This is a genomic window from Muribaculum sp. An289 (genome assembly GCF_002159555.1).
Lineage (GTDB): Bacteria > Bacteroidota > Bacteroidia > Bacteroidales > UBA932 > Merdivivens > Merdivivens faecigallinarum.
This window is the reverse complement of record NZ_NFIV01000002.1, coordinates 94,408-106,981: the sequence shown is the minus strand read 5'-3', so window position 1 is coordinate 106,981 and position 12,574 is coordinate 94,408. Positions and strand designations below refer to the sequence as shown.

The 12,574-nt window shown below is 49.1% G+C and carries 9 protein-coding genes; 1 reads left to right on the top strand and 8 read right to left on the bottom strand.

What is annotated here, in order from left to right; genetic code table 11:
- Positions 1–3: 3 nt before the first annotated feature.
- The 7 genes from B5F83_RS02005 to B5F83_RS01975 form a co-directional block, all read right to left on the bottom strand.
- Positions 4–906 carry an HlyD family efflux transporter periplasmic adaptor subunit gene (locus B5F83_RS02005; protein WP_239383800.1) on the bottom strand — a complete coding sequence of 301 codons (903 nt, stop codon included), beginning with the start codon at positions 904–906 and terminating at the stop codon, positions 4–6.
- 12 nt (positions 907–918) lie between these two features.
- On the bottom strand, positions 919–2,139 hold the full coding sequence (locus B5F83_RS02000; protein WP_158094126.1) for a TolC family protein: 1,221 nt from the start codon (positions 2,137–2,139) through the stop codon (positions 919–921).
- Positions 2,140–2,224: 85 nt separating this feature from the next.
- Complete coding sequence (locus B5F83_RS01995; RefSeq protein ID WP_087275427.1) at positions 2,225–2,848, bottom strand: TetR/AcrR family transcriptional regulator; 624 nt, start codon at positions 2,846–2,848, stop codon at positions 2,225–2,227.
- Complete coding sequence (locus B5F83_RS01990) at positions 2,832–3,137, bottom strand: hypothetical protein (protein WP_087275425.1); 306 nt, start codon at positions 3,135–3,137, stop codon at positions 2,832–2,834. The genes B5F83_RS01995 and B5F83_RS01990 overlap by 17 nt, the downstream gene beginning before the upstream one ends.
- An 8-nt stretch (positions 3,138–3,145) precedes the next feature.
- Positions 3,146–3,484: an SDR family NAD(P)-dependent oxidoreductase gene (locus tag B5F83_RS01985; protein ID WP_087275424.1), complete on the bottom strand. Its 339-nt coding sequence runs from the start codon at positions 3,482–3,484 to the stop codon at positions 3,146–3,148.
- A gap of 208 nt (positions 3,485–3,692) precedes the next feature.
- The gene (locus B5F83_RS01980; protein WP_087275422.1) at positions 3,693–9,431 is read right to left on the bottom strand and encodes an N-6 DNA methylase; all 5,739 of its coding nucleotides are present in this window, start codon (positions 9,429–9,431) and stop codon (positions 3,693–3,695) included.
- Positions 9,421–9,861, bottom strand: a complete 441-nt coding sequence (locus tag B5F83_RS01975; RefSeq protein ID WP_087275420.1) for a DUF1896 domain-containing protein — start codon at positions 9,859–9,861, stop codon at positions 9,421–9,423. Before B5F83_RS01975 ends, B5F83_RS01980 begins: the two co-directional genes overlap by 11 nt.
- Before the next feature lie 61 nt (positions 9,862–9,922).
- Here B5F83_RS01975 and B5F83_RS01970 point away from each other — a divergent pair, with 61 nt between their 5' ends.
- A complete protein-coding gene (locus tag B5F83_RS01970; protein WP_087275418.1) occupies positions 9,923–10,339 on the top strand; it encodes a hypothetical protein in 417 nt (138 codons plus the stop codon).
- A 112-nt stretch (positions 10,340–10,451) separates the two neighbouring features.
- Here the strand turns inward: B5F83_RS01970 and B5F83_RS01965 are convergent, their stop codons facing one another.
- The gene (locus B5F83_RS01965; RefSeq protein WP_087275416.1) at positions 10,452–12,563 is read right to left on the bottom strand and encodes a type IA DNA topoisomerase; all 2,112 of its coding nucleotides are present in this window, start codon (positions 12,561–12,563) and stop codon (positions 10,452–10,454) included.
- Positions 12,564–12,574: the final 11 nt, after the last annotated feature.

The window sequence follows — 12,574 nt, the reverse complement described above, 5'->3', positions numbered from 1 at the left end:
AAACTACAGTATTACCTCTCCGTACATACCTATTTTCAAATATCCGTCATTTCCGACCGATATTTTTACCGCATACACCAGATTCTCCCGCTCGTCCTTGGTCTGGATGCTTTTCGGGGAAAACTCGCTTTTGTCCGAAATCCAGCTCACCGTCCCCTCGTACTCCCTCGTATTGTCCCCTCCGAAGTCAGCGATTACCTTGACCCTCTGTCCTATCCGGACATCCTTCAGCTGCCAGAGGCAGAAATACGCCCTGAGGGTCATTGTACGGGTGTCAGCCACCCTGAACAGGGGCTTGCCGCTGACTGCGAGCTCTCCGGCATGGGCATACCGGGCCAGCACCGTCCCGTCCACAGGGGATGCAATCCTGCATTTGGCCAGCTGATCCTCGATCTGCAGTATCCGGTTGCGAGCGGAGGCGAGCTGACCTTCGAGGGATGCAATGGTATTGCCGAGGCCCGACTCCTGCGCCTCTATCTGCCCCTCAAGGACTTCTATCGCGGAGAGAATGTCTTCCAGGTCCTTCGGGGTGGCGGCATCGTCCTCGAGCAGCCGCTCTATCCTGTCCTTCTCCCTGAGCTGCTGTTTCAGCCGGCTCCTCATTGCGGAAGTCTGTCTGTCTATGTCGGGCATACTGCCTTCCAGGAACATGATGCTTTCCTCAAGCTGCTGCTTCTGCAGGAAAAGCTGCACTGTATCTATCTGACCCACGGCCTGCCCGGCCTGAAGCTGCTGTCCCTCGGTCAGGTCCAGCCATTCTATTTTGCCCGTCGCTTCTGACGAGACGGTTATCTCGTCGGCCTCAAAAGTGCCGGCGGCATCGGAACTCATTCCGGAAGGTCCGCAGGAATTCAGGAGCATCAGGAAGCAGGGAGCGCATATTGCCGTCATTATAATTTTTCTCATTGCCGTGCCGTTTTAGTAGTTCAACGTATATCTCATTTCGTATAATTTTTTCAAATATTCCAGTTCGTGGATGGACTTGTCGATTCTGGCCCTGTGCTCGTCATTGATGTCCCTCAGCAGGTCGCTGATCAGGAGCGTGCCGTTCCGCAGCTGGGACTCAGAGGCCTCCCGGATGGATGTCCGGATGTTGATAAGCCTGTCGTCGTCCTCGAGAATCTTTCTCATCTGCTCAATGTCCGCATTCAGACGGACCTGCTCAAGCCGGTTGCCGTACAGGAAAGTCTCTCTCTGCAGCTCGACCTGGCGTACGGATGCATCGAGCCTGCGTTCTGTGTTCCTCTTTGTGTAGAATGCGGAAATATTCCACTGGAAGCGCACTCCTACATAGAAGTTCGGCCTCCACCGGTATTCCATCATATCCTCGAACATGTTCAGGCCCGGATAACCGTACAGACCCTGGGCAAACAGGCTGAACCGGGGCATGAGCGTGGATTTTAACGCTGTCCTGCCGGCTTCTATGGAGGCAGCCATCGCTTCGTAAAGCTGCAGCTCCGGTCTATTGCTCTGCGGACCACCGCTGTACAGTACCGGCTTCGGCCTGACAAAAGTATCCTCTTCCGAAAGTTCCCTGCCGGTCATGACTGACAGCACCTGTATATAGGCTTTCCTAGAGCAGCAGATCCGGGTCCTCTGCTGTGAGTTGGCGATGAGCTCTGCCTCTACTTTGGCCAGGTCGGATGGTCCGGCCAGACCGTTGTCAATATAAGACCGGATGATTTTGCGGTTATCCTCCAGTATGCCTGCTGCCAGGTCATTGAGACGGAGCTGCTCATCGAGGACGAGGATGCCGAAATACAGCTGGTTGACCTTGTCCGTCAGTGCGTACAACTCGACTTCCAGGGACTTTGAGGATACCTCTTTTTTCGCCAGGACCGCCTCTTTCCTGGACTTTGTGTAACCGCCGTCCCACAGCGTCTGCTCTATGTTCAGCGCCAGCTTGTACTGGTCCTTGTGAAGCCCGGAAATATCCACTCCGAGCATACTGAACACATCGGTCATGCTATCAGGGAAAGACACTACGTCACTCTGGTATGTGGCCTGTCCGGACAGGGATATCTGCGGCGCCCATGCGGAAGAGGCATCGGCAAGGGAGAAATCCGCAATCTTGTCTATCAGTTCGAATTGACGGATAGCAGGATAATTTGCGCGAGCAAAAGATTGTATACTCTCCAAAGTATATGAATTTGCTCCAGCAGCTACACCTGAAATAGTAAATATTACAATAATACTTATTATCTGCCTCATTACCTCTAATTATTTATAATTTCAATGCTAACAACGCAATTCTAATATTTTCTTTCTTACGTCTATCTAAGAATTTCACTATTTCATTATTCGGAAATACATTAGCACTCTTAAACAATGGAAGTGCGATAAACACAAATACATTTAATGATAAGACCGTTAACAAGAAATCAACAGGGTCTATGTCACGAATCTGTTTTGCAGCAATTTCTTTCTCCATCTTACCTTTCAGATTTATAATAACTTGCTTAAAAATAGTTTGAGAATATTTATTCCATAATTCTTTACTGACAGAATTATTATTTATCTCTGATATAATGAATATTATTGTTTTAGGATTTTGTTTAATAAAATCGAAATGTCGTTCTATTGCTTCTACTACGAATTCTGTAAATGTTTTGTTGTCATTTACTATTGATAAAAACGAATTTGCTATATTTTTAACTTGCTTCTCAAAAATAATTTCAAACAAGTTTTCTTTTGTGCGATAATAGTAATGAAGCATAGCATGATTTACTCCTGCACGTTTTGCAATTTCTGTTGTAGTAGTACCAGAATAGCCTTTTTCTAGAAATATAGCTTCTGCTGCATCTAGAATGTTTTGCTCAGTATTTCTATCTTTAATTTCGTTTTTCATATTTTTTAATACTATTTAACAATTCTGTTGAATTTTTCTTTATTATTATTCGCACTAAAGGATATAATATCCTTTTGATTATTCCCACAGCTCTTATATCAAAATAATGTTTTAGTGATATTTTTACTCCGTTATTTATACTATATATTTCCCATTTTGCGTTCAAGCATTTAAGGGGATACCTAGGATTGATTTCATTCGTATAAATCAAACAATTCTCTCTATCAATTAGGAACTCACTTTCCCATTCAAACGCCTTTCCATCTATTGAGAAAATTCCGCGCTTCATTAAAGCCCTTATTTTCCATATACAAGCCGTTTAATATTACACTTTTTTACTGCCTCACATATATTTTTTGTTCCATTAACATTAACATCGTAAATTTCCTCCTTTCTCAACTCATCAAAAGTAAATAACCCTGCCGCATGAATAACATAATCACATCCGCTAACAGCATTTTCAACATCACTATAACATCTAATATCCCCTGTGATAATTTCCGCATTCATGCCCAGTATACAATCTTTGGGATTTCTAACAAAAAAACGTAAAGAATAACCCGTTTGTAACAACTGTTTTGCAATATTATAACCTATATAGCCTGTTGCTCCCGTTAAAAGAATCTTACTTTTCATATTAAAAATATTTCACAAATTTGTTTTACATTAATGTTTAACACGATTGTTGATGCAAATATATATCTTTTTTTAAACTTTTGCTACAATAGACATATAATTTTGATTATGCGAATGATTACATGCAAATACTACAATCATAAAAACGCATAAATATTTTCCGGTCATTAGCTAATTAGACAAAATAATTTTGGACTGAGTATATATACTACATACCACCTTTTATAGCACACTTACATATGTATTTTTCTTTTTCTACTACTGTATTAACCATATATTGTGGACAAATAACATTACATTTGCACTGTTGCTGCCCCATTGTACTCTCCAGCCTTATCTTACGATCAAGGGCGGCAAGTTCTGATTTCAATGATTTCAATTCGTCCTCCTTACGCCATGTTTTTCCTGCCACCTCCTGTAGAACAGGCAAGTCTCTCTCTATCGTCTCATTCTTCGCCTTGTACTGTTGCACAATTTGTGGTATGCGCTCCAGAGCGTTCAGGAAATTCATGGCAGCCGCTTTCGTGTCAGCCATGGCCAACTGTCCGTTGTTGTAGCTGTACTTGTAATGTCCCTCCACGACAAAACGGTTTTGGATAGCGGAAACGCCGTCTTTCAAAGCAGTCTCGCTGATGACATATATCGGGAAACCATAAACCTCGCCGATACGGGTGTATAGCCCTCCTGTTGTGGCGTTCTTGGCTATTTCCTGCAACCTTGTACCGATTCTCTTTTCGTCCGTACTCTCCAGCCCGTCCAACCTGATGCGGTTGATTTTATGTCCGTCCTTGTCGGTTTCTGCACGGGAAAGCAGCGTGTTGTAGTCCTCCGTCATCTTCTCGATGATTACCCTGTTATTGGCGAATTGTGTTATCTTTTCATTCAGTTTGCCCTCGGCCTCGTTCCTCGCTTTGGCAAACGATTTTCTTTCTCCTTCCAACGCTGCAATCTTCTTCTCCAGTTTGGCTTTGTCCAAAAGATCAGTATTGCCGGAAAGAATAGCCATATATTCGGAGAAGTTCATTCCGTTCTTCTCGTCCATAGCACCCTCGTCGATAGTCCTTGCGCCCATCGCTCCGCTCTTGAGCTGGTTGATGAATGTCTGTTTGCAGTGCAACAGATTGAATTTGTAGCTGTCGAGCGATTTCTCCACGGCATAGATAATCACATCCACCTTGTTGTCGGCATACAGCTTGGCTATCTCGTTGCCTTTTCTTACGGCACGCCCGTCCCTCTGCTGAAGGTCCGACGGTCTCCACGGCGTATCCAGATGATGCACCATGATTGCATGCTGCTGGGCATTTACACCGGTGCCGAGCATGGATGTGGAGCCGAACAGCACACGCACTGAACCCTCGTTCATCGCCGCAATGACAGACTTACGGGCTTTCTCCGACTTGCATTCCTGAATGAAACGGATTTCGTGCGCCGGAATACCGTAGTCCTCTATCAGCTTGCGCTTGATTTCACTATACACGCTCCATTGTCCCGGCTGGAATGTTCCCAAATCGGAGAACACGAACTGCGTGCCTTTCTGTTCATCGAACTTGTGGTAATACTCCGCAATCATTTTGGCGCAATGGCTTGCCTTGTTGTCGGGATGGTCTTCGTATTCGGGACTTATCAGACGCATATCAAGAGCCATTTTACGGGCGTAATCCGTGGCGATGAGCATTTTGGCCTTCTCCTCACTTTCCGACAGTTTCTCCCGACCGAGAATAGTGGCATCTCCGGTCTTGGCGAACTCCATCAGTTTCTTGATGAACTCCTCCTGCTGCGGAGTGGGAGGTATGTTGTACAGTATCTCGTTTTTCTGCGGTCTGTCCACTCCCACATCCTCCGCCGTGCGGTAATCGGTAATCTCATTGTAGAACATAGCTAGCTCCGGCACTTTGATAAAGTAACGGAACCGCTCCTTCTGCACGATGTTGTTAGTTACATTGAACTCGAAATCAGTGGTTTTCTTGGCGAAGATTGCCGCCCACGCATCAAAACAACGGATGTCCTGCCGTTCAAGCTCTTTGGGTCTAAGGTACTTGAACAGCAGGTACAGCTCCGTCAGGGAGTTGCTGATAGTAGTGCCGGACAGGAATGTCGCACCCAGATCCTTGCCCGTCCGCTCCTGTATGGTACGTATGGCATAGAGCATATTGAGTGCCTTCTGGCTTCCTTCCTGATTGCCCAGTCCGGCCACACGGCTGTGGCGTGTGTTGAACATCAGATTCTTGAACTGGTGGCTCTCGTCCACGAAGATGTGGTCAATGCCCATCCGCCCGAAGTCCGCCACATCGTCCGTGCGGTGCTCAATGGCGTAGGCAATGCCCTGCAACTTGGCCGCAAGGTTGTGCTTGCGCACCTCCAGCCCCTTAAGCATGGCCCTTGAAATGTCCTTGCCCTGCTGTTTCAGCACTTCGAGGTTCTCCTCCACCGTATCAAGTTCAGCCTGAAGGATTTTCTGCTGCATCTCAGGAGACTGGGGAATCTTGCCGAACTGGTCGTGCGACATTATCACGCAGTCGTAGTCGTTGTTTTTTATGCTGTTGAAGAACTTCACACGGTTGGCCGCCGCAAAATCCTTTTCGGAGGCATAGAGTATGCGGGCGTTGGGATAGGCGGTGCGGTAGCACTCGGCTATCTCCGCCACATTTGCTTTCAGTCCGATAATCATAGGCTTATGCGCCAGCCCAAGCCGTTTCATCTCATGCGCTGCCATACACATGATGAGTGTCTTGCCTGTGCCAACCTCATGGTCGCAGATACCGCCGCCGTTCTGCTTGAGCATCCACACGCAATCCTTCTGGCTGGGATAGATTTCGTTTATCCCGTACCGCTTGCCGAGAGCCTTCAGGTCGATGTCCGGAAATGTCTGGTGGCTTCCGTCGTACATAGGCCGCACATAACAGTTGAACTTGCGGTTATACATATCCGCAAGCCGCTGCTTGAATTCCGGAGACTGCGCCTCCAGCCACTCCGTAAAGCCGGAGCGGATCTCGTCAATCTTGGCGTTGGCGAGCTGTATGGCCTCGCTGTCACGTACCTTGATGTCGTTGTCCTTGTCATCCTTGCCGATACTCTTGTAGATGTCCGGCACGGTGTTGTGCAGGGCATGTTTCAGCAGGTTCATGCCGTCGTACCGCTTGTAATATCCCTTGACGGCAAACTGCTCGTATATCTTCATGTTCTTGCGGTCGCACGAGACGGTGAACTCATCCACACTGTCCACATATGCGATTTTGATATCAGTATCGTAGAGGTATGACATATACGCTTCGTATATGCCCGTAGGAATCCACCTTTCCCCGAAGTTGAAATCCAGCTCGTCGAACAGGATGGGTGACGGTACGGCTTTCTGCAGGGCCTCAAGCGACTCTCCGGCCGCCGCCAGCATCGGATGAGGCATACCGCTGTCCCTGACCTCCTGCATCCATCGGCCGACTCTTTCCGCCTTGCCGACAACATTTCCGGCAATGAAGCGGTCCTTTATCTCGTAGCAGTCTTCCATAGGGTTGTAGTAGATGCGCCCTTTGAGAGACTCTGTCATTTCCGCTTCACTGCTCCCGCAAAGCCGGCACATATACTCCATATTCACGCCGCCGTACCTGTTGAGAGAAGAGGTAAGGGCATCCTCGGGAGTCTCCACACTGACATTTTCCACATCGGAGAACGACACAGGACGGTCGAAGATATCCGCCTTGACGAACAGGCCGTTTTCTCCACGCTCCAGCGAGAGGATGTCCCGTCCTGCGGCATCCATCAGGATCATCTTGGCATTCTGTCCTGCATTGAGGTTGCCATAGCGCATCACGAACTCATCGTAATGAGTGTTCAGATTCTCACGGTGCAGCCTGTGTTCTTCCCGGTGCTCCGCTTCATAGGCATACAGCCGCTCATACGAGTCCCGTACCTTAATATATAGTGCGGCTTTCTCTTTCTGATAACTATCCAGGTCAAGGGGCTGGAAGGTGGCACCATATCGCGTGACATCCTTCAGCACGCCTATCTGATAGCGCACTCCGGCGGTATCGACCCTTACGAGCGACCCCTCCTTGAGATGCGGCTCCATGACGCCGGTGAACGTGCGGGACTGCATCTCCTCCTTGTGCCTGTGTTCCAGCTCCTCCGGAGAGAGTGCTGCTTCCTCTTCCTGCATCTGTCTTTCCACTTCCTCCAGATGTTTTCTTGCCTCCGCCTCAAAGCCATTCTCCACAGGATAGACCGGCTGCTCGCCCGTATCCTGCTGCGATTGCCGTCCTTGTGTCTGTGCCTGTGAAGCAGTCTCCTGCTGCCGGAAGAGTTCCGGATGCATGGCCTTATGCTCCCTGATACGCTGGCGCAACCTTGCCCGACCCTCCACTCCGAGAGCCATCATTGTCTCGTAGAAACCGTTAATCGGAGGATTGGTCTCCCAGTCAAGAGAGGCATATATGGCTTCCTGACGGGCTTCTTCCTCTGTCATTTCCTCCATATCAGGCGGTATGGCAGTTGCATCCCGGTCCGTATCGCTTTGACGGAACAAGTCAGATGTCGTGGCGACTGAGGCTTTCTTGGACTCGCCTGCCGGATTTTCATCGTTTTTGGTCTGTTTTTTCTTGGCAGGTTTGGGCTTCGCTCGTTCCCGCTGCTCTTCTGCGGTTATCCCGAAAAGGTCGAACAAGGTCATTACCGGAGCCTCAATTTCCGGCTTTTCTTCCTCCGTGGCAGATGATTCCGGTGTTTCAGGCATCCTGATTTTCTCCGTATCAGGCTCGTGCCGTACCGTTTCCGTCTGATCCGGCAACCGCTTGTCAATGATACTTCCCGAATACATCTCCATGGACAGATTTGCGTGCAGATTATGGTCGAGAAGTCTGCGCAGATGCTCCGCTATGCCGTTCACGCCTCCCTCATGTCCGTAAACCATCGCAGGTTTGCCGTAAGGATCGGTATCCAGTTCGGCACTGGTATATACCATCTGCTCCGCGTGCTTTATGAAATAGCTGTTGAAAGCCACACCGTGCAGTGTTCCGGTCTTGGTAAAAAGCGTCTCGTCTTCAGTCAGGCCCTCCTTGCGGATGTCCTTTTGCAGTATTATGAGGTCGCTGCCCACTTCCGTGTTGGCATTCTCGGTAAAGAGGTCGTTAGGCAGACGGACGGCGGAGACAAGATGCGCCTCCTTCAGCATTTCGAGCCGTACCGCCTCATTGCGGGGAGAGTTCATCACACCCTGGGAGGTAAGAAACGCCACGACACCGCCGTCCCTTACCGTATCGAGGCCTTTCAGGAAGAAATAGTTATGGATGGTCCTCTGGGCGGAAACCCTGGCTCTGCTGTCCGACAGTACGAAGGCCGGATCAAAGACCGCAATCTCGCCGAAAGGCACATTGGATATGGCAAGGTCGAAAGAACCGTTGAAAGGCTTCTCTATCTTCTCGAAACCCTCCACGCGTATCTTCTCATCCGGATAGAGGTATGAGAGCAGCTTTCCCGTAAGCAGGTCCTTTTCAAATGCCATAACATCGGCATGCGGCGATTGCTCCTTGACGGACAATATGAACACGCCCATCCCGGCCGACGGCTCAAGTACCTTTGACGGGGTTACGTTATACTTTTTCAATACTGAGACTATGGTATCCGTTATTTCCTTAGGGGTATAAAAAGCGGTAAGTACAGATGATTTCAGAGAGTCCATATACCGTTTGTACTCAGCATCATTCCTGCTGTTTTCCCGTATGAGACGGTGCAGTTCCACTGTCATCGGGAACAGTTCGAGGTCGGATTTCGCCCAATCCACGGCATCGGCCAGCGAGGAGGCGGGATTGAGGATGCATTTCAACCCGCCGAAACCACAGTAGCGGCTGATAATTTCCCTTTCTTCTAGGGTAGCCGCCCTGTGTTCCCTGTCCAGCACAAACGCCGTCCGTATAGCCTCGATGTTCCCCCTCAGTCTCTCCTTGCGGTTAAATGCCATACTCGTCGATATGGATGGCTGCCGCTCCGGTCAGTTCTGTATAAAGCCGGGTATATTCGGATGAATGGGCGAAATCGTCCGAAAGCGGATAACCGGAGAAGATTTCCTTGAATTCCGGAAGCAGTTCCATCGCAAGCGGATGCACTTTTTCCGGCGGCACTGTATCTGCAAACTCGTTCTCCAGTACTTCTACGAGAGTACGGTATTCGGAGAAATGAAGCCCCTGCAGGAGAGTCTGCATCGCCAGTTCCTGTGCTCCATCCACCGGACGGCCTTCCCGACGGGCCTGCTCGAAAGTATCGGAAGCCTCCTTGTCACGCAAGGCGATGAAATCCGCATCAACGGGTTTGTCAGGGTGATTTTCTTTAAGATATTGCCGCAGGTACAGTCCGTAGTAGGACAGTACCGCAGGTTGATTGTTATGTTTCATTTTACTCGGATTTTGTGGATTTATTGTTAATTTTGTATTCGTTTATCAAAGTCGTTTTATTATGAAAGTGATTGCATTAGAGGGTTTTTCAAATAGTGGAAAAACAAAAACATTGAATATCGTTTATTCGCTCCTTTTACAAGCCGGTTATGCACAAGTTGCTAATGCTTTTCAAGATTTAAGCAACGATGACTGCTTAGATGTTCTTGAAATTCCCGGAAAAAGAATTGGAATTGTAACACAAGGAGATTATGCAATTGGTTCTTGTTCTGTTAGGAATCATCTGTTACATTTACAGTCATATAATTGCGATGTAGCTATCTGCGCCTGTACTTTAGGAACAAGCAAACAGAAAATAAAAGATGCTATTACAGCTTATCCATCACATCATTTCGTATCTAAATCTAAAAGTAGTTCGGTTGCGTTGGAACGGATTGATAATTTCAATAATGCAACTCATATAATGAGTTTAATATAAAAAAGCACCCGGTATCCCTCCGGGTGCCACCACTAAATCCGCAGTAAAACATATTTCTGCCATTTGATGGGGGAAACAGTTTATCTTACGAATCAGTGGCGAAATTACACAATTATTTCTTTTTTCTACCCTTTCTTCCCGGCTTCTTCTTTTCTTCAGGGAACTCGAAAACCGTATTGAAATCACTGTCAAAGGCGACAACCGCACTGAACGGCTTGCCCTGCTTGCTCCGGAAACCGTTGAGCAGTCCTGTCTGCCCGTTCCTCAGCAGTTCCGTCATCTCCGTGTCGGAAAGGGTCTTTCCGGCTATCTGGCGGAAAACAGGAAGTCCGCAGTCCGTATTGTCGCAGCGCACGACCTTTCCATAGAACTGCATGCGGCCGCTGCCGCATTTCGGACAGCTTATGCCGGAATCCTTGTGCCCGAAAATCTTGTCGCACGCCAGCAGATCGGTCGTAATCCGGCGGGTATAGGATTCGATGTCCCTCATGAACGCCTCCGAAGGCAGTTCGCCCCGTTCGATTTTTGCCAGCGCAGCTTCCCACTGTCCCGTCATCTCAACATTGGCGATGTCCATTCCTCTGACAATGGAATAGAGGGCAAGTCCTTTTTCTGTCGGAACGAGGCTTTTCTTGGAGCGCACGATGTACTCCCGCCTTAGCAGTGTCTCTATAATGGCCGCACGGGTGGCCGGAGTGCCGATGCCGCAGTCCTTCATCGCCTGCCTCATTTCCTCATCCTCCACTTCCTTTCCTGCGGTCTCCATTGCGGCGAGCAGGGACGCTTCCGTATGGAACGGCCTGGGTTTTGTCTTCCCTTCGGTCATAGAACATCCCATTATAGGAAGGATATCGCCCTCGCTCCATTCCGGCAGGACGGTATTCTCTTCGTTCTCCTCGCCCTCCTCCTTCTCGTTCCTCACGGAGCGCCAGCCGTGCTGCCTGACCACATAACCCTTCGCCACGAACTCCGCACCGCCACATTCCGCTTTAACTGTCGTCACATCCTTGATGCACTTCTCGGAGAATGCCTCCAGCATACGGCTGATGATCATGTCGTAAATCAGGGTCTCTTCCTTGGCGAACAGCATCGGCTTGACTCCGGTAGGCAGCAGCGCATGATGGTCGGTCACTTTCGTATCGTCCACACTGCGCCTCGAAAGCTGTCTCATCCTCCCCGCTACAGTATCCCACTTCGGATTGTTCCTCAATCCTTTCAGCAGCGCCGGAATACCTGCGAACACATCTTCGGGAATGTAACGGCTGCCCGTCCTCGGATAGGTGATGAGTTTCGACTCATACAGTTTCTGAGCGATGGCAAGGGTCTGCTCCGCAGTAAAGCCGAACCTCGCATTGGCATCCTTCTGCAATGCAGTCAGGTCATACAAAAGAGGGGTATCCTGCACTGTCTCCTTGCGTTCCACGGAAAGGACTGTAGCCCTTCCTGTTTCTCTCAATATATTATAAACTTCGGCAGCTCCGCTTTTTACATTCCATTTCACGGCGGAAGAGAATTTCACTACGCTGTCCGCATCCTTGCCCTGCGTGGAGAAATGGGTCTGGAACACATCCTGCGGGACAAACCTCTTGTTCTCCCAGAAACGGGCACACACCATCGCAAGTGTAGGTGTCTGCACCCGTCCGACGGAGTAAGTGCCGCGCCCTGCGGCCACCGTAAGAGCCTGTGTACCGTTGATGCCTACGAGCCAGTCGGCCTCACTGCGGGATTTCGCGGCAAGATATAGATTGTCGTATTTTGTTCCATCCTCCAGACTGTCCAGTCCGTCGCGGATGGCCTTATCGGTAAGCGAACTGATCCAAAGACGGTCGAACGGCACGGCACAACCTATATGATGGTAAAGGTAACGGAAAATCAGCTCTCCCTCACGGCCTGCATCGGTAGCCACTATTATACGGTCGCTGTCATTGAACAGTTTTGTGATGGTCCTTATCTGCTTCATCACGCCGCTGTCGGTCTTGTAGCCTTTCTCTGTGCGCACCTGACGGGGTACGAGCAGGAACTCATCGGGGATGACAGGAAGATTGTCCCTCTGGAAACCTTTGATGCCGTAGCCTTCCGGGAATGAAAGCTGCACCAGATGCCCCAGCGCCCATGTGACATAGTAGCCGCCTCCATACATATAGCCTTCTTCCAGTTTTGTCGCTCCGACGATTCGGGCGATTTCACGGGCGACACTCGGTTTTTCTGCGATTATTGTCTTCATATTCTTTCTTG

Excerpts from the sequence above, each read along its gene's own strand:
- B5F83_RS01965 (WP_087275416.1), bottom strand. The coding sequence starts at position 12,563 with ATGAAGACAATAATCGCAGAAAAACCGAGTGTCGCCCGTGAAATCGCC.
- B5F83_RS02005 (WP_239383800.1), bottom strand. The coding sequence starts at position 906 with ATGAGAAAAATTATAATGACGGCAATATGCGCTCCCTGCTTCCTGATG.
- B5F83_RS01975 (WP_087275420.1), bottom strand. The coding sequence starts at position 9,861 with ATGAAACATAACAATCAACCTGCGGTACTGTCCTACTACGGACTGTAC.
- B5F83_RS01985 (WP_087275424.1), bottom strand. The coding sequence starts at position 3,484 with ATGAAAAGTAAGATTCTTTTAACGGGAGCAACAGGCTATATAGGTTAT.
- B5F83_RS01980 (WP_087275422.1), bottom strand. The coding sequence starts at position 9,431 with ATGGCATTTAACCGCAAGGAGAGACTGAGGGGGAACATCGAGGCTATA.
- B5F83_RS01990 (WP_087275425.1), bottom strand. The coding sequence starts at position 3,137 with ATGAAGCGCGGAATTTTCTCAATAGATGGAAAGGCGTTTGAATGGGAA.
- B5F83_RS01995 (WP_087275427.1), bottom strand. The coding sequence starts at position 2,848 with ATGAAAAACGAAATTAAAGATAGAAATACTGAGCAAAACATTCTAGAT.
- B5F83_RS01970 (WP_087275418.1), top strand. The coding sequence starts at position 9,923 with ATGAAAGTGATTGCATTAGAGGGTTTTTCAAATAGTGGAAAAACAAAA.